The organism is Aquimarina algiphila (assembly GCF_947494415.1).
GTDB classification, from domain to species: domain Bacteria; phylum Bacteroidota; class Bacteroidia; order Flavobacteriales; family Flavobacteriaceae; genus Aquimarina; species Aquimarina algiphila.
The window spans coordinates 562,749-580,984 of sequence record NZ_CANLVC010000006.1; the positions used below are offsets into that span (position 1 = coordinate 562,749).

Below are 18,236 nucleotides of genomic sequence, written 5' to 3' on the forward strand. Positions count from 1 at the left end.
TTCTATTGAATTAATAAAAAAACTCCCCATAAAATGAGGAGTCTACTGATTAACAGTTAAACTATTATACAATTTTTTTGTAATCAGTCAATTGAATTAGCCATAAATTTTAGAATATAAATCTTGATATTTTTCTTTAATTATTTTTCTTCTTAATTTCATAGTAGGAGTAAGGTGACCTGCATCAATACTCCATTCTTCAGGAGTAAGTTCGAATTTTTTTACTCGTTCCCATTTTCCAAATCTTTCATTATGCTCATCTACTTCTTCTTGATAACGATCAATTACTTTTTGGTTGCTGATCATTTCTTGAACAGTAGTGCCTATTTGTAAGCCTTTGCGTTCTGCCCAGTCTTTTAAAAATTCGAAATTAGGTTGTATAAAAGCGCCAGGCATTTTTTCTCCTTCACCAATAACCATAATCTGTTCAATAAAACGAGATTGTTTCATTGCATTTTCGATTAATTGAGGGGCAACATATTTTCCTCCAGAAGTTTTGAACATTTCTTTTTTACGATCGGTAATTTTTAAAAAGCCATCACTGTCAACTTCTCCAATATCACCAGTGTGGAAATATCCATCTTTTAATACTTCATTTGTTTTTTCCTCGTCTTTATAATATCCTTGCATGACTTGAGGACCTTTAATTAAAATCTCACCATCTTCTGCAATCTTAACTTCGGTATCAGGGATCATCCTTCCGACCGTGCCGATTTTAAAACCACCTTCTCTGAGATCATTTACAGATACTACAGGGGAAGTTTCTGTAAGACCATATCCTTCCATTACTGTAAGTCCAGCAGCGTTAAATACTCTTGCCAGTCTTGGTTGTAACGCAGCACTACCAGAAGCAATTACTTTTAAATTACCTCCAAGAGCTTCTTGCCATTTGCTAAATATTAACTTTTTAGCAATTCCTAATTTCTTTTCATAAAGCCAACCATTAGCTCCATAAGGCTCATATTTTAAACCTAACTCAACAGCCCAGAAAAATAATTTCTTTTTAATACCAGTTAAATCAGCTCCTTTTGCAATAATCTTGTCATATACTTTTTCGAGCAGTCTAGGAACTGCTGTCATTACATCAGGTTTAACTTCTTTAAGGTTATCACTAATTGTTTCGAGAGATTCTGCAAAATAGATGGTTACTCCAAGGTATTGATATAAATACATCAGCATTCTTTCATAAATATGACAAACAGGTAAAAAGCTTAAAGCTTTTGCTTCTCCAGCTGGTATAGGAAAACGAGTGCCTGAATTTAATGCATTGCTTACTATGTTTTTATGACTTAACATTACGCCTTTGGGCCTTCCTGTTGTTCCTGATGTATATATTAATGTAGCAAGATCATTTTCTGATATAGAAGCCATTATTTTTTCTACTTCTTCTTGATTGCTATCATCTTTACCCAACTCTAAAACTTCATTCCAACTTTTACAACCAGCTATATCATTAAAAGAATATACCTCTTTTAATGATGGAACATTAGTATGAATATTTTTAACTTTTTGGAATACTTCTTCATCTGATACAAAACAGTATGTTGCCTCAGAATGATTTAAAACATATTCATAATCTTCTTGAGAAATAGTGGGATAAATAGGCACATCCTGAGCGCCTATTTGAAGGACACCTATATCAGTGATATTCCACTCTGTTCTGTTGTTAGAAGAAATGATTGCCACCTTATCATTAGGTTTAACTCCTAATCGTAAGAGGCCTCGACTAATCTGGTTAGCTTTTTCTACATATTCTTTGGTGGAAATAGAAATCCATTCTCCATCATATTTGGTTACTAAAGCCTTATCTAAATTAAATTTTTTTAATTGGTAATGTGGGAAATCAAATAGTCTAGTAATTGTTGTCATACGTTGTTTTATAATATTTCTTAATAACCTTTGAAGTCCTTGTCTTTTTATATTTATTTTTTAAAATGATAAGTTACTAAATTTATAGGTAAATCCGTTTAGATAACTAACATTTGTAAACTTCAAAAAATTATTATGCGTGCATAGTTTTGCAAATTATAAAAAATCTGATAATACGCAACTCTAATATATAAAAAAAGGAGCTTTAATTTGATAACTCCTTAATATTTTATTGTTTTTGTTGATATATTTAACTGTTAAATTAACTAACCTTTGAGTTTATTGGATTAAAACGATCTCTTTTTTAACATAATTTCAAAATAAAAAAGTTTGGGTTATGTATACTTTTTAGAACAATAAATTCATAGGTTAGCTATGTTTATGTAATTAAAAGACCGTTTTTTATTCCAGATATTACATAGTATTTCAATAATGTCTATATAGTAGATATAAATTTTATTTTTTATCCAACCATTTTCTGGCATTTACAAAGGCTTCAATCCATGGGGATATTTCATCCTGTCTTTCTTTGAGGTAGTATGCCCAGTTCCATTGAAAAGTAGAACGCTCGATGTGCGGCATCATTACTAAATGACGCCCAGTTTTATCTGTCATCATTGCTACATTGTAATCAGAACCATTTGGATTTGCGGGATAATTGTCATATCCGTATTTGGCAACGATGTTATACTGGTCTTCTGATAATGGTAAATTAAATTTTCCTTCTCCATGTGAAATCCAAACTCCAAGTGTACTTCCAGCCAAAGAAGATAGCATTATAGAATTATTCTCTTGTATTTTTACAGAAGTAAAACCACTTTCGTGTTTATGAGAATCATTATGAACTAATTTACCATGTACCTCATGTTCTGGGTTGATTACCTCTAGTTCCATAAATAATTGGCAACCATTACAAATCCCAACAGATAAAGTATCTTCTCTTGCAAAAAAGTTTTTTAAGGCAGTATTTGCTTTTTCATTATATAAGAAAGCACCAGCCCATCCTTTGGCAGATCCTAAAACATCACTATTTGAAAAACCTCCAACGGCACCTATAAACTGAATATCTTCAAGGGTTTCTCGTCCAGAAATCAAATCGGTCATATGCACATCTTTGACATCAAAACCAGCCAAATACATTGCATTAGCCATTTCTCGTTCAGAATTACTTCCTTTTTCTCTAATAATTGCTGCTTTAGGTCTTTTTTTAGAAGTGTCAATAACTGGTTTTTTTCCTGTAAAATGTTTTGGAAATGTATAGTTTAAAGGTTGGTTTGCAAAATTCTTGAATCTATCCTGAGCCAGATTCTTATCAGTTTGCTTTTGATCTAGTAAAAAAGAGGTTTTATACCATGTATTTCTAAGTTCTTCAATATTGAGGTCAAAAGAATCATTTTGATTTTTTATTTGTAGAGAAGGTCTCTCTATAACTTTTCCGATGTTAAAAAACTGAATATCACGTTCTGATAGAATAGTATCGATATCTACATCAGAATTTGCTTGAAATACAATTCCGGCGTTTTCTGAAAACAATAGTTTTACGGAGTCAGATTCATCAATCGCAGATAAATCAATAGTCGCACCAAGATCATTATCAGCAAAACACAATTCTAATAATGTAGTAATAAATCCGCCAGACGCTATATCATGACCTGCTACAATTTTATCTTCTCGAATTAATTTTTGTATTGTATTAAAGGTATTTTTAAAATCTTTAGCATCTTTCACGTTAGGAGCTTCAGATCCTATTTTATTCATGATTTGTGCAAATGAAGAACCTCCTAGTTTATGTGTATCATTAGAAAGGTTTATATAATAAATACTTCCTCCGTTTTTTTGAAAAACAGGTTCAACAACTTTGTTGATATCATTACAATTAGCTGCTGCAGAAATAACTACGGTACCTGGTGCAATAACTTCTTCATTTGGGTACTTTTGTTTCATTGATAATGAATCTTTACCTGTAGGAACATTAATTCCTAAATCAATAGAGAATTCTGAAATTGCTTTTACCGCTTTATATAATCTCGCATCTTCTCCTTCATTCCTACAAGGCCACATCCAGTTTGCAGATAAGGAAACAGAGTGTAAACCATCCTTAAGTGGAGCCCATATAATATTAGTTAAGGCTTCTGCTATTGAATTTTTGCTGCCTGCTTCTGGATCAATTAAACCCGAAATAGGGGAGTGACCAATACTAGTTGCAATACCTTCTTTACCATTATAATCCAAAGCCATTACTCCGCAATTATTTAATGGTAATTGAAGAGGTCCTGCACATTGTTGTTTTGCAACTTTACCACCCACACAACGATCTACCTTATTTGTTAACCAATCTTTACATGCAACAGCTTCTAATTGTAGTACTTGCTCCAGATAGTTTTCAAAATCATTTACAGTATAGGAAATGTCATTATAATTACGATCAATAGAAACGTCATTCATAATAGTTTTGGGAGAACTCCCAAACATATCCTCTAATGCTAAATCCATTGGTGTATCGCCTTTTGTTTTAGACTGAAAAGTAAAACGATTATCACCAGTTACATCTCCTACCTGGTACATTGGAGAACGTTCTCTTTCTGCAATTCGTTGTAAAGTATCTATATCTTTTTTAGCAATAACCAATCCCATTCTTTCTTGAGATTCATTTCCAATAAGTTCTTTTGAGGATAAAGTTGGATCTCCCACTGGTAATTTATCTAGGTCGATTTTTCCTCCGGTTTCTTCTACAAGTTCAGAAAGGCAATTAAGATGGCCTCCAGCGCCATGATCGTGTATAGAAACTATTGTGTTTTCTTCGCTTTCTACCATACCTCTTATGGCATTGGCAGCTCGTTTTTGCATTTCTGGATTAGAACGTTGGATAGCATTTAATTCGATCCCACTACTAAACTCTCCAGTATCTGCAGAGGATACAGCAGCACCACCCATACCAATTCTATAATTCTCACCTCCAAGAATAACGATCTTATCTCCGGTTTCTGGTTTTTCTTTAATCGCTTGCTCTGCTTTACCATATCCAATACCTCCGGCTTGCATTATTACTTTGTCAAAACCAAGTTTACGAGCTGTCACGCTGAGCTTTTCGAAGTGTTCTTCATGCTCAAAAGTAAGTACGGATCCTGTAATAAGAGGTTGCCCAAATTTATTTCCAAAATCGGATGCCCCATTAGAAGCTTTAATTAAGATATCCATAGGAGTTTGGTATAACCAATCTCTTTTTTGCATAGTTTGCTCCCAAGGTCGATTATCCTCTAATCGGGAGTATGAAGTCATATATACTGCTGTTCCGGCAAGAGGCAAAGAACCTTTTCCTCCAGCAAGTCGATCTCTAATTTCACCTCCCGATCCAGTTGCAGCACCATTAAAGGGCTCTACCGTCGTAGGGAAATTATGAGTTTCAGCCTTAATAGAAATGACACTATTAAATTCAGTTTCTTCATAAAAATCAGGTTTGTCAGCAGTTTTAGGAGCGAACTGAGTGACTTTAGGACCTTTTATAAAGGCTACATTATCTTTATAAGCAGAAACGATATCATTTGGATTTGTTTCTGAAGTCTTTTTGATTAGTTTAAAAAGTGAAGTAGGTTGTTCTTCTCCATCAATAACAAATGTACCATTGAATATTTTGTGACGACAATGTTCAGAATTTACCTGAGAAAAACCAAATACTTCTGAATCGGTTAATTGCCGACCGATTTTTTTACTCACTTCTTCAAGATATTCAATTTCTTCAGTGCTAAGGGCAAGACCTTCACTACTATTATAGGCAGCAATATCATCTATAGCGATGATTTGCTCAGGTTCAATATCGATAGTGTAAATATCTTGATTTAGACTACTATACTTTTGAGAGAGCATAGGATCATAATCGGTATAATCTTGAATAACCTTTTGAAATTCTTCTATTCGAATGATTCCAGGTATACCCATATTTTGTGTGATCTCGACTGCATTAGTACTCCAGGGAGTAATCATTGCGGCACGTGGACCAACAAAAAAAGCGTCAATAGACGCCACAGATAATTGAGGTTGGTTGCCAAATAACCAGATGAGTTTCTTTATGTTTTCAGGGGAGATTTCATTGTCTGTTTGAACGGCAAATACTTTCTCGTTTTGGTTTCCGAAGAAATGAATCATTTTAAGGTTGTTGTATTGTATTGAACAAGCGGCAAATTTACTATTTTATAACTTAAGTTTAGCATAAAATTATTGTTGAATTGTATAGTTATTCACCGAATTTTAAACAATATAAATAACTGAAAATGTTATCGGGATGCCTGAAGCTGATATAACAGTGCTACAACACATACTGCTAACTATTGGGATTAGAAACTTTTAAGTAGTATAATAGTAACGTTTTATGAAGGGGTTAATACAAATAAAACTACTATTCTACATCTGTCAAGATAAACGTATTACTAGCTTCTAAATCTGTTTTTTCTTGTAATACTTTATCTAATTCTAAAAGATCATCTTTTTCTAGAGCTTTGACCAGTATTTTGACTTTTTTTGATTTGTTTTCTTGAGTATTGTAATGCAGTTCAAGAGTTTTTTTAACAACAGAAAAGCTTGTGATTTGGTCATATTTCATGAGCTTTTTGGGTGCTATTATCCCTAATTTTATTTCCAGATATTGGGGATAAAGCTTTACTATTTTTAGATTTCTATTTGTTGCTCCAATGATCATGAATAAGATTCCAAATCCAATTAATGTACCATTACCAGCCAAAACTAATAAAACCAGACCCATTGCAAGTGCTACTCCTCCCATATATAAAGACTGATTCCCCATTTTTTTACTTAAAGTGAATTCTTTTATTGGTTCCATATTTAAAGTGTTTCTAAAAATTTATCTTCTTTTATTTTGTTTAATACTTTTCTGGCACCCATTACTCCAATTAATCCTATTGGGACAAAAAGAATACTTCCTATTAAGAATAGAGTACTTCCTGTTTTTGGTTTTCCCAAAAGTATAATAATGATTCCGATACAGTTTAATATCAAAAAAGGAAGAGTTATCCAAAATATGATTAAACTTTCATCTTCATGGGAGTTGATAGTAAATAGGACAATCAATAATTGAATTGCTATCCATATCATCATTAAGGGATTGATCATTTTCATTTTAAGTTAGTATTGCAAGGTTAATATTTTAGGAATTTTTTATACCAGATTCAAAAATCAATTATTTTGATAATTTACAATACCTTGTTTTCAGTGAAATCAACTGCTTTTATGTATAAAGAAAATTATTTTTAAGTTAATCAGCTTTTTTTTCTAATAAAGCCATGTAAAACCCATCATAACCAGATTTGTGAGAAAGTATTTTTTTGTCTTTGATAAGCATGAAATTTTCCCCGATTTCTGTTGAAAGGAATTTTTTTACTTGATCTTGATTCTCTGAAGGTAAGATTGAACATGTTGCATACACTAATTTTCCACCAGGTTTTACCATTTTAGAGTAGCTTTCTAAGATTTCAGCTTGTGTATTTTTTATTGTATCCAAAAACTCTGGTTGTAATTTCCACTTAGCATCAGGGTTTCTGCTTAGAACCCCTAAACCACTACAAGGAGCATCTATAAGTACTCGATCCGCCTTGTTATGAAGCTTTTTAATATCTTTTGTGCTTTCAATAACTCTTGGTTCTATATTGTGTGCGCCAGCTCTTCGTGCCCTTCTTTTTAATTCCTTAAGCTTATTACCATAAATATCCATGGCTATTACCTGACCCTTATTTTCCATTAATGCGGCCAAGTGAAGTGTTTTACCTCCGGCACCAGCACAAGTATCGACAACACGCTGCCCTGGTTGAACATCCAGAAAATCTGCTACTAATTGTGAAGAAGCATCTTGGACTTCGAACATTCCATTTTTAAAAGCATCAGTAGTAAATACATTAGTTCTTTCTACAAGTTTAAGAGCATCAGAATATCCATTGATAAATTCAGTATCTATATTTTCATCTTCTAAAGCACTTCTTAACTTATCTTTTGTTGTCTTTAAAGTATTCGCTCTTAAAATAACCGATGCTTGTTGATTTAAAGCATTGATTTCTTTATCCCATAGAGGCCCTAATTCTTTTTGACCTAGTTCATCCATCCAGTCAGGGATAGATTCTTTAAATTTTCTGATTTTACTTAATTCATCAAACCGACCTTTAATTCGCCGAGTAGGAGTAGGAGCTATTTGTTTCCAGTCTGGCAAAGAAATTCCTCTTAATGTTGCCCAAACAGCAAAAATCCGCCATAAGTTTTCCCTAGAATATGGTTCTTTTACTTCTGCAATTTCAGCATATAAACGTTTCCATCTAACAATTTCATAAACGGTCTCTGCTACAAAGCTACGATCACGAGATCCCCATCTTTTGTCTCTCTTTAGTAATTTTTGTACAATTTTATCAGCATATGCTCCTTCATTAAATATTTCATGTAATCCATCTATAACAGCAAAGACAAGGTTTCTATGTAAACGCATTGTAGTATTTTTTTAAGGTTTGCAAAGGTATATGTTTGTAATCAAATACTGTTATATTTGAGTATAATTATTGAGAATGAGATTAATTACTATCATACTATTAGTTTTGACCATTATTTGCTGTAATACAGAAGATAAGGTGATAGCTCATGATTTTTCTGAAATAGAAATAGAATACCTTTTAAGGGATTCTTTAAGTGTAAGAGCAATAGCAATATATAGCGATACATTATTAGGTTTTGGTTATAATAAAGGATATGGGTTTATCAACCTAAAAACTAATGAAAAAAACTTAATTAATTTTGAAATTACTGGCTCTAATGAGGAATATCCTAATTGGGTTGCAGAGCAACGTGCTGTGAGTTTTAATAATACTTCCTTTTTTAGTTTGAGTATAGGATCCCCGGCAAGACTCAGAAAAATTAGTATTAATAACAAAGAAGAAAAAATAGTATATAGCGAAACCAACGATAAAGTATTTTATGATGCGATGGCCTTTTGGAATACAAGAGAAGGGATTGCAATGGGAGATCCAACTACTAATTGTTTATCAATATTAATAACACGAGATGAAGGAGAGACATGGAGCAAAGTTTCTTGTGATAATCTTCCTAAGGTTTTTGATGGTGAAGCAGCTTTTGCAGCTAGTAATGGTAATATTGCTATAATAGGAGATGAAACTTGGATCGTTTCTGGTGGTATGAAATCGAGAGTATTTTACTCTCCGGATAAAGGGAAGACATGGGATGTTTTTGCAACTCCAATTATTGAAGGAAAACAGACCTCTGGTGTGTATTCTGTAGATTTTTATGATAAAAATGTTGGAATCATTTATGGTGGAGACTATACAAAACCAAAAGATAATATAGCAAATAAGGCAATTACTAATGATGGAGGAAAAACCTGGAGCTTACTATCAGAAGGCAAAGGACCTGGTTATAAGAGTTGTGTGCGATATATACCTAATGGAGGCGGTAAAGAAATAGCTGCAGTTGGATTCACCGGAATTTCAATTTCAAATGATTATGGAAAACATTGGAAAGAGCTAAGTAAAGAAGGGTTTTATACTCTAAGATTTATAAACGATAGTATAGCAATTGCCGCTGGAAAGGGTAGAATAGCTAAAATCATTTTTAAATAAAAAAAGAGAAACCATTAAATTTTCTCTTTTATATATTCAAAGCAATTAACATTATCCCTTTTTTCTTCGCTCTCGCATTCTTTGTAGAATACGTTTGTTAAAATCGGCTTCTGCTTTAATAAGGGTGATAATTTTTTTATTAGAAATGGTTTGTTTTAAATCTGTAATTAACTTCTTTCTGAATCTTGATTTTTTTTCCTGATTTTCAATGTGATTATTTAAAAAATCACCTGCTTGTTGATCACTTAATCCATCTGGTCCATCACTAGCTTCTCTTAGTGCTTTTAATTGTTTACGTTCTTGACGTTTAAGCTTATGAACTGTTTCTTCATAAGTATTATAAATAGGCCAGAATTTTTCTGCTTCTTTACTAGTCAAGTTTAATTTTTCTGTCAGATACGCAACTTTATATGCTTTCATTCTCTCTCTTGACCCATTTTGAGCAAGGGAGCTGAAAGAAACAAAAATTACAAAAACAAGTATTAATATCTTTTTCATGTGTATGTTTTATTCTACAAATATAATCTCATCGTCAATATCCTCCTCGGATAAATAGTCTAATATCTCGTCATCGTTTGCGAGTTCTTCTTCAAATACTTCTGTATAATTAATATCTTCATCTAATAAAGCAATCATTTCAGTAGTACTTAATTCGATATTTCCTTCATTAAAATAGTGGTGTATATCTGCTAATTCTATATCGTCAAAGTTTAATTTAGACTCCTCATATGTAGATAATGAAATAATAATTGCAATCATTGCTGCTATACCCGAAAAATATAAAATACTGCGTTTAGTGATTAATGAACGCACTTTGGTTTTGGATGGAGTCTCACTTACATTGTTCATTACATTATCTTCTAAAGTAGTAAAATAATCTTCGGGAATTGTAAAGCCAGAATCTATTTTGCTGCTTAGCATATTATCATTATCAGTAGGTCTAGATATTTTATCAAAAAGTTTGTGCTCAAACTCTTCAAAATAACCTTCGGGTACTTTAAAACCTCCATTGTTTTTATGTAGATTATCTTTCTTCACGATATATTAGACTTAAGATGTACATAATGGTTTAATCATTTTTTAAAAATTCTTCTATTTTTTTAGAGGCTAAGTGATATGATGCTTTTAGTGCACCTTCACTTGTTTCTAAAATTTCAGACATTTCTCTATATTTTAATTCCTGAAAATATTTCATATTAAAAACCTGTTGCTGCTTTTGTGGTAAAGTAGCTATTGCTTTTTGTAATTTTAGTTGTATTTGATCACCTTCATAATATACATCAGCCTCGAGGTTCTGAATCAATTGTTGATTTAACTCCTCATTGCTAATTGCGTATTTTTTGGCTTTTTGATTAAGAAATGTGATAGACTCATTTGTTGCAATGCGATATAGCCAAGAATACAATTTACTATCACCATTGAATTTTTTTATGTTTTTATAAACTTTAATAAAGACATTCTGAAGTACATCATCTGTATCATCATGATTTTTCAACATATTTCTTATGTGCCAATAGAGTCTTTGTTGATATAGAGTAACAAGTTCCCTAAAGGCTTTATCAATATCCTTTCCTGATTGTAATATATTGAGTAGGTCTTGTTCTTTTTTAGTATTCAAAAGATAAAATTAGTTTTATTATGGGATCTATATCATATTAGACTAATGTACAATAAAATGGTTTAATCAAGTATTAAAATAAAATAACTCTTTATTTTTTGTAGGAATTTGTAAGAATTAATGTTAAATATTACTATTTTTTGCATTTTTAATAGATAAAATACATTTTTTATTTGGTGAATTGAAAATAAAGACTATCTTTACAGTGTGATAATAATTTAGTTCTTTCATTCCCCCCGAAGTGAAAGTTTTAATAAAAGTGAGTTTTAATTTTAGAATAAGCCCCTAAATTAAGATGATTTGTGTGAAGAGAAAGAGTGCGAAAGCACTCTTTTTTCATTTTATTACTTTTCGAAACAGTTTTAACAAATGTAGTATTAATACTACAATATTTTATTGTTTGTTTTTATTTTAAAAGTTAAAAAACATTTTTTTTAGACAAAATGCATAAAATGTTTGGTAAATTAAAAATAAATAGTATCTTTACAGTGTAATAATGAGTTAGTTCTTTCATTCCCCCCGAAGTGAAAGTTTTAATAAAAGTGAGTTTTAATTTTAGAGTAAGCCCCTAAATTAAGATGATTTGTGTGAAGAGAAAGAGTGCGAAAGCACTCTTTTTTCATTTTATTACTTTTTAAAAATGTTAATATAAGTAGTATATTTCTTACATAAAATATATTTTAGAGTTTTTTTAAAGTTTAAAAGCATTATTTTTAGATAAAAGGCATAAGATATTTGGTAAATTAAAAATAAGTAGTATCTTTACAGTGTAATAATGATTTAGTTCTTTCATTCCCCCCGAAGTGAAAGTTTTAATAAAAGTGAGTTTTAATTTTAGAATAAGCCCCTAAATTAAGATGATTTGTGTGAAGAGAAAGAGTGCGAAAGCACTCTTTTTTCATTTGCGCTTTTTTTTTATGTATAAGTAACTACATTATTTTAATATGCAAGCATTGTAAAAAGTAGGAAAAAGATTACTTTTTAGTATAAATTTGACTTCTATTATAGATAAAGTGTGTTTTTTTTAGATAAAAATCAAAATTTACTTGTTGTTATCGAATTTTTGATATATATTTACATCATAGTTAAAGAATTAGTTCTTTCATTTCCCCCAAAGTGAAAGATGTTAATAAGAGTGAGTTTTAATTTTAGAATAAGCCCCTAAATTAAGATGATTTGTGTGAAGAAAAAGAGTGCGAGAGCACTCTTTTTTATTTTTAAAACTATGTTTTCTAGTGATTTAGCTTTCTAGTGATTGCATGGTGACTAATTTTTGATACACACCATTTTTAGAAATCAATTCATCATGAGTTCCTTTTTCAACAATTTTACCTTTTTGCATTACAACGATTAAATTTGAATTTTGTATTGTAGATAGTCTATGTGCAATCACAATACTAGTTCTGTTTTTCATCATGTTTTCTAATGCAGATTGTACCAACCTCTCACTTTCTGTATCCAAAGCAGAAGTCGCTTCATCAAGAATCATAATAGGAGGATTTTTTAATACTGCTCTGGCTATTGATAGACGCTGTTTTTGACCACCACTTAATTTGTTACCACTGTCTCCTATATTGGTTTCTATTCCAGAGGGTAGATCTTTTACAAACTCCCATGCATTCGCAATTTTTAAAGCTTCAATGATTTCTTCATCAGAAGCTGTTTGATCACCAACTAATAGGTTGTTTTTTATAGTATCATTAAATAGGATAGAGTCTTGAGTAACTAACCCCATAAGATCTCTAAGAGATTTCTTTGTTAAATCTCTTATGTCAGTGCCATCAATTTTAATACTACCTTCATTTACATCATAAAAGCGAGTCACTAAGTTTGCTATAGTTGATTTACCACTTCCTGATTGTCCAACCAATGCAACCGAACTCCCTTTGGGAACTTTTAAAGAAAAATTGTTTAATACAAATTCATCTTCATATTTAAAGGAAATACTTTCTAATGAAATGTCTGTATTAAAATCATTCTTCTCTATAGCACCTTTTTTATCTTGTAAAGGAGAAGTTGTGTTAAGAATCTCTAAGACACGTTCTGCTGCTGCATTTCCTCTTTTTACTCCATAGCTAGCTTTAGAAATGGCTTTGGCAGGGGTGAGAATATTATAAGCAAGTCCCATGTAAACAATAAAAAGTCCTGGATCTAATGTTTTTTCGACTAATACCATCTGGCCTCCATACCATAATAGAATAGCAATCACAGTGATACCAAGGAATTCACTGGTAGGTGATGCGAGGTTTTGTCTGTTGAGCAAAGAATTTGAAAAACTATAAAAACGTGAGGTTGATTCCTGAAACTTTTTTCCAAAGATTTTTTCTGCAGTAAATCCTTTAATAACTTTAAGTCCTCCCAAAGTTTCTTCTACTATAGAAAGAAAAAAACCTTGTTCTTGCTGTACTTTATCTGAATGCTTTTTTAATTTTTTTCCAACTAAAGAAATTAAAAATCCTGAGATGGGAATAAAAATAAACACAAATATGGTGAGTTTTAAACTGATTAAAAGCATAGTAAGTATTGTAAAAAGAATCATTAAGGGTTCTCTTACAATAAGCTCCAAAATAGATAAAAAAGAATGCTGAATTTCTAAAACATCAGTAGATATTCTAGCCATGGTATCTCCTTTTCGTTTTTCTGAGAAATATGACAATGGTAATTCAACGGTTTTGTCATATAATTCATTACGAATGTCTTTTAAAACACCATTTCGAAGAAAGGTAATAAAATACATAGCTAAATAGCTGAAGATATTTTTAAGAAAAAACATACCTATTACAAGGATGACCATAAAAATTAGGACATCATCATTACCTTGATCTGCTTTTTGGGTTACAAAATAATTAAGATAATCTTCTCCATATTCTTTGGCTTTTAATATACCTTCCCATTCTGGCTTAATCCGAATCCTTTCGGTTTTATCAAAAAGAACCTTTAACATAGGAAATAAAGATACCATGGATAATGTCCCGAAAAGTGCATAAAAAATATTAGAGATAATATTTAGTATTGCATATAGTTTATAAGGTTTCGCAAAGCGAAGAATTTGTTTAAAATAGTTCATTAAAAATATGGATTAACAGTCATTGCTGTTATTTAAGTTAGTTTTAAATCTTTTTTTATAGCTCCAATTCTGTCTTCTAGTTGTTGATGTACCATTGAAAAGTTAGAAACTGTATCAAGATGTTCCTGAACGCTAATATAAAACTTGATCTTAGGTTCTGTTCCGCTTGGTCTTGCTGCAATTTTACTTCCTGCTTCGGTATAAAATATCAAAACGTTTGATTTTGGAATATCAATCGTATGTTCTGTAGCATCCTGAATGTTTTTTACGTTGCTGGTTTGATAATCTTCGATTAGGACCACTTTTTCTTCATTGATCAACTTCGGAGGATTATTTCTTAGGTCTATCATGATTTGTTTTATTTCTGCAGCGCCGTCCATTCCTTTTTTGACCAGAGAAACAAGATTTTCTTTATAAAAACCATGTTTAGTATATAGCTCTAATAATGTATTGTAAAAAGAACTCCCTTTAGCTTTTGTAAAAGCTACAATTTCGCAAGCAAGTAGGGTAGAGGTTACCGCATCTTTGTCTCTTACAAAATCACCAACCATAAACCCAAAACTTTCTTCACCTCCGCCTATAAATTTCTGTTCGGGGAAGTCTTTAATCAATTTTGCAATCCATTTAAATCCAGTGAGCACTTCTTTATATTCAACTCCGTAGGCTTCAGCCATATTTTTCATCATCGGAGTAGATACAATGGTCGATGCTATAAATTCATTGCCTTTAATTCCAACTTTGTTTTTATAATGTTCTAGTAAAAACCATGTCATTACAATCATGGTCTGGTTTCCATTTAATAATTGTAATTCGTTATCATGATTACGCACTGCGATTCCCAATCGATCACAATCAGGATCTGTACCTATTACAATATCAGCATGAACCTTTTCTGCAAGTTCCATCGCCATAGTCAAGGCTTCAGGTTCTTCTGGATTTGGAGATTTTACTGTAGGGAAATTACCATCAGGTTTTTCTTGTTCCTTAACAATATGAACATTTTTGTAGCCCGCTTTAGAAAGTGTTTCTGGCACTGCTGTTATTGATGTTCCGTGTAAAGAAGTAAAAACAATTGTGGTGTTATCTTTGGCTTCTTGTGTAGCGGCAAAACTTCCATGTTGTACACTTTGTTCTATAAACACAGTGTCAATTTCGGTATCGATTTTTTGTATCAGTTCGGCATTAGCTTCAAACTTAATATCAGCATATTTTAGGCCGTTTATTTCTGTTATAATTTCATTGTCCTGTGGTGGGACCAGTTGTCCACCATCTTCCCAATATACTTTATATCCATTATATTCTGGAGGATTATGACTTGCGGTTAATACAATACCACAGTGACATCCAAGTTCTTTTACCGCAAATGATAACTCGGGAGTAGGACGAAGACTAGAAAAAAGATATACTTTGATGCCGTTTGCAGAAAATACATCGGCTACAGTTTGTGCAAGTGTATCACTATTATTTCTACAATCATAAGCAATGACAGCCTTTGGTTGTACAGAAGAAAATTGCTTTAAAAGGTAATTACTAAGCCCCTGTGTGCTTTTACCTAAGGTGTATTTATTAATTCTATTCGTACCCGGGCCCATAATACCGCGCATACCTCCGGTACCAAATTCTAAATCCTTATAAAAACTTTCTTTAAGTTCTTCTGGATTATTCTTTAGTAAATTTTGAATTTCTTCTTGAGTGGTGGTGTCAAAGGTTGGTGTCAACCACTCCTCAGCTCTTGTTTTTATACTTGATTCTGTGATTTGCATGCTTATGGTTTTAATAACAAAAGTACTATAATTTGAATATTGTTGGGGGTAATTGATGTGTATTATTTGTGAATTTTAAGTTTTGTATTCATACTACTATTATGAAGATAAAGTCCTTAAATGATTAGGGTTACATTATAAGTGTAAACGTTCTGCAATGCTGTATCTTTCTTTATCTCGTTTGCTTGTTAAAATGATTTCACCAAGAAACCCTGCTAAAAAGAACTGGGTTCCTAAAATCATAGAGGTAAGTGCTACATAAAACTCTGGCCGTTGTGCGATCAGTCTTCCTTTGGTTTCTATAAAAAGCTTGTCAATTCCCAGATATAGGGAAAAGCAAAATCCTACAATAAATAAAAGGGTCCCAATCAGTCCAAAAAAGTGCATAGGTCTTTTACCAAATCTGGACATAAACCATATGGTAACCAAATCCAGGAATCCATTAATGAAGCGACTCATTCCGAATTTTGTTTTACCATATTTTCGGGCTTGGTGTAGTACTACTTTTTCACCGATTTTGGTAAAACCAGCATTTTTGGCAAGTACAGGGATATATCGATGCATTTCTCCATGTACATCAATGTTTTTTACTACACTATTTTTATAGGCTTTTAGTCCGCAATTAAAATCGTGTAATTTGACACCTGATGTTTTTCTTGCAGCGGCATTAAATAATTTTGAAGGTAAATTTTTTGCGATAACAGAATCATATCGTTTCTTTTTCCATCCCGAAATAAGATCATAGCCTTCTTTGGCAACCATATCATACATCTCAGGAATTTCTTCTGGGTTGTCTTGTAAATCGGCATCCATGGTAATGACCACATCTCCATGAGCAGCGCCAAATCCAGCATGTAATGCTTGGGATTTTCCGAAATTTTTAAGAAAACGAATACCTTTTACATTGGTGTCTTGTTTTGATAATTGAGTAATAGTATCCCAGGACCCATCGGTACTGCCATCATCGATAAAAATAATTTCATAAGAAAAAGAATTGGATTGCATAACTTTTGCAATCCAATGGTATAATTCGTTAAGTGATTCCTGCTCATTAAGCAGTGGTATGACCACAGATATATTCATAGATACATTTAAGATAGGCTTCTTTTTTTTATAACACTACGATCTTGGATATCATCATAAATATTAGACAAAAAAATAACCAATATTCAAATATAGTAAAATGTTATAAGTTGGGCACTTTAATAACTTAGCTATATACTTAGATTAAAATATTTTGGCTTTTAAAAACTATAAATTTTGTTTTTTACGCATTATTAATCCTCCAGTTAAGGATATAATAAAGCCAAATAGTAAATTTGAAAATAAACGAATTGCTGTATTACCGTAAGAGGTTAGAAGTTTTTCGTTTACAATTAGGTTTTGTTTAATTTGTTCTTTTGAAACATCAGATTTTAACATTTCTTCATACCTCTTATTGAGCATTTGATTTATCATGTCAGGTTCTATAAAATTCATTAAAAGAACGTTCCAGATAAGAGGTATAGCCCCACCTAATAAAGCTATAGCAATTCCTATTTTTAAAGCCTCTTTTAATTTTAAAAACCCCTTATTAGAGAATTTGTATTTGTATAAACCATAAGTGATAATACAAATCAATGTCAATCCATCTATCATTCCTAATAATTCCCCATTTCCATTAGTATAATTACCGGTAATATAAACAATGATACTACGTGTTATTGTCATAATTCCTAGGATTATTCCATATTTGATAATGATATTTTTACTAAGAGAGTTATTGCTTTTCATTTATTGGTTGTTGTACTACAGGTTTTGTTTTTTACTCATTACGAGTCCTCCAACTAAAGAAATAATAAACCCTACGAATAAATAATTAATTAATGAAAGCATTGATAATATATAAAGAGCATTATGTTTTTTTATAGTTGTAATTTTTTTATGCACTTTCTCCATGGATATATCTGGGTTATTTTGAATCATACTATCTTGCTGAATTTGAAGTATATGATTTGTCATGTCAGGTTCGATCACATTTCTTAGTAAAATTTCCCAAATGATAGATATTATCTCTGCTACGAACGTGATACCAATACCCATCTTTAAAGCTTCTCTCAATTTCAAAAAACTATTGTTTTTGTGTTTGTAAGAATATATCGCATAAATAATTATACCAATAAATATTGATAGACTTGTTAATGCTTTAAGCCAGCTTCTTCCAAAAATATTACCTGTTAAATAAAGAGTAACACTAAATAAAACTGATGAAACTCCTAGAATTAATCCATAGATTAAGATGTGTTTTTTATAGAAAT

The 18,236-nt window shown here is 31.5% G+C and carries 14 protein-coding genes; 1 reads left to right on the plus strand and 13 read right to left on the minus strand.

What is annotated here, in order from left to right; all coding sequences use genetic code 11:
* Nucleotides 1-96 precede the first annotated feature (96 nt).
* The 5 genes from PQF96_RS11900 to PQF96_RS11920 form a co-directional block, all read right to left on the minus strand.
* A complete protein-coding gene (locus tag PQF96_RS11900; RefSeq protein ID WP_143917694.1) occupies nt 97-1,869 on the minus strand; it encodes an AMP-dependent synthetase/ligase in 1,773 nt (590 codons plus the stop codon).
* A 456-nt stretch (nt 1,870-2,325) separates the two neighbouring features.
* A complete protein-coding gene (gene purL / locus PQF96_RS11905; protein WP_271766371.1) occupies nt 2,326-6,012 on the minus strand; it encodes a phosphoribosylformylglycinamidine synthase in 3,687 nt (1,228 codons plus the stop codon).
* 250 nt (nt 6,013-6,262) lie between these two features.
* Nucleotides 6,263-6,703 (minus strand): hypothetical protein, encoded by a 441-nt coding sequence (locus tag PQF96_RS11910; RefSeq protein ID WP_271766373.1) that lies wholly within the window; start codon nt 6,701-6,703, stop codon nt 6,263-6,265.
* A gap of 2 nt (nt 6,704-6,705) precedes the next feature.
* Entirely contained in the window at nt 6,706-6,999 is a 294-nt protein-coding gene (locus PQF96_RS11915) for a hypothetical protein (protein WP_143917691.1), read from the minus strand.
* Nucleotides 7,000-7,135: 136 nt separating this feature from the next.
* Complete coding sequence (locus PQF96_RS11920) at nt 7,136-8,350, minus strand: RsmB/NOP family class I SAM-dependent RNA methyltransferase (RefSeq protein WP_271766375.1); 1,215 nt, start codon at nt 8,348-8,350, stop codon at nt 7,136-7,138.
* Between the two features lie 76 nt (nt 8,351-8,426).
* Here PQF96_RS11920 and PQF96_RS11925 point away from each other — a divergent pair, with 76 nt between their 5' ends.
* Nucleotides 8,427-9,491 (plus strand): sialidase family protein, encoded by a 1,065-nt coding sequence (locus tag PQF96_RS11925; protein ID WP_271766377.1) that lies wholly within the window; start codon nt 8,427-8,429, stop codon nt 9,489-9,491.
* Between the two features lie 51 nt (nt 9,492-9,542).
* Here the strand turns inward: PQF96_RS11925 and PQF96_RS11930 are convergent, their stop codons facing one another.
* The 8 genes from PQF96_RS11930 to PQF96_RS11965 all read right to left on the minus strand — a co-directional run bounded on the left by PQF96_RS11930 (nt 9,543) and on the right by PQF96_RS11965 (nt 18,219).
* Nucleotides 9,543-9,989: a hypothetical protein gene (locus tag PQF96_RS11930; protein ID WP_143917688.1), complete on the minus strand. Its 447-nt coding sequence runs from the start codon at nt 9,987-9,989 to the stop codon at nt 9,543-9,545.
* Nucleotides 9,990-9,998: 9 nt separating this feature from the next.
* Complete coding sequence (locus PQF96_RS11935; protein WP_271766379.1) at nt 9,999-10,529, minus strand: hypothetical protein; 531 nt, start codon at nt 10,527-10,529, stop codon at nt 9,999-10,001.
* A gap of 31 nt (nt 10,530-10,560) precedes the next feature.
* Nucleotides 10,561-11,109 carry an RNA polymerase sigma factor gene (locus PQF96_RS11940; RefSeq protein ID WP_109436909.1) on the minus strand — a complete coding sequence of 183 codons (549 nt, stop codon included), beginning with the start codon at nt 11,107-11,109 and terminating at the stop codon, nt 10,561-10,563.
* Nucleotides 11,110-12,349: 1,240 nt separating this feature from the next.
* On the minus strand, nt 12,350-14,176 hold the full coding sequence (locus tag PQF96_RS11945) for an ABC transporter ATP-binding protein (protein WP_109436908.1): 1,827 nt from the start codon (nt 14,174-14,176) through the stop codon (nt 12,350-12,352).
* A 32-nt stretch (nt 14,177-14,208) separates the two neighbouring features.
* Nucleotides 14,209-15,939, minus strand: a complete 1,731-nt coding sequence (locus tag PQF96_RS11950; RefSeq protein ID WP_271766381.1) for a phospho-sugar mutase — start codon at nt 15,937-15,939, stop codon at nt 14,209-14,211.
* 135 nt (nt 15,940-16,074) lie between these two features.
* On the minus strand, nt 16,075-17,022 hold the full coding sequence (locus PQF96_RS11955; protein ID WP_271766382.1) for a glycosyltransferase family 2 protein: 948 nt from the start codon (nt 17,020-17,022) through the stop codon (nt 16,075-16,077).
* A gap of 168 nt (nt 17,023-17,190) precedes the next feature.
* On the minus strand, nt 17,191-17,712 hold the full coding sequence (locus PQF96_RS11960) for a DUF4199 domain-containing protein (RefSeq protein WP_271766384.1): 522 nt from the start codon (nt 17,710-17,712) through the stop codon (nt 17,191-17,193).
* Nucleotides 17,713-17,727: 15 nt separating this feature from the next.
* Nucleotides 17,728-18,219, minus strand: a complete 492-nt coding sequence (locus PQF96_RS11965) for a DUF4199 domain-containing protein (protein WP_333968026.1) — start codon at nt 18,217-18,219, stop codon at nt 17,728-17,730.
* Nucleotides 18,220-18,236: the final 17 nt, after the last annotated feature.

Coding starts and splice junctions, on each gene's coding strand:
- PQF96_RS11900 (WP_143917694.1), bottom strand. CDS start 1,869: ATGACAACAATTACTAGACTATTTGATTTCCCACATTACCAATTAAAA.
- purL (WP_271766371.1), bottom strand. CDS start 6,012: ATGATTCATTTCTTCGGAAACCAAAACGAGAAAGTATTTGCCGTTCAA.
- PQF96_RS11910 (WP_271766373.1), bottom strand. CDS start 6,703: ATGGAACCAATAAAAGAATTCACTTTAAGTAAAAAAATGGGGAATCAG.
- PQF96_RS11915 (WP_143917691.1), bottom strand. CDS start 6,999: ATGAAAATGATCAATCCCTTAATGATGATATGGATAGCAATTCAATTA.
- PQF96_RS11920 (WP_271766375.1), bottom strand. CDS start 8,350: ATGCGTTTACATAGAAACCTTGTCTTTGCTGTTATAGATGGATTACAT.
- PQF96_RS11925 (WP_271766377.1), top strand. CDS start 8,427: ATGAGATTAATTACTATCATACTATTAGTTTTGACCATTATTTGCTGT.
- PQF96_RS11930 (WP_143917688.1), bottom strand. CDS start 9,989: ATGAAAAAGATATTAATACTTGTTTTTGTAATTTTTGTTTCTTTCAGC.
- PQF96_RS11945 (WP_109436908.1), bottom strand. CDS start 14,176: ATGAACTATTTTAAACAAATTCTTCGCTTTGCGAAACCTTATAAACTA.
- PQF96_RS11950 (WP_271766381.1), bottom strand. CDS start 15,939: ATGCAAATCACAGAATCAAGTATAAAAACAAGAGCTGAGGAGTGGTTG.
- PQF96_RS11955 (WP_271766382.1), bottom strand. CDS start 17,022: ATGAATATATCTGTGGTCATACCACTGCTTAATGAGCAGGAATCACTT.
- PQF96_RS11960 (WP_271766384.1), bottom strand. CDS start 17,712: ATGAAAAGCAATAACTCTCTTAGTAAAAATATCATTATCAAATATGGA.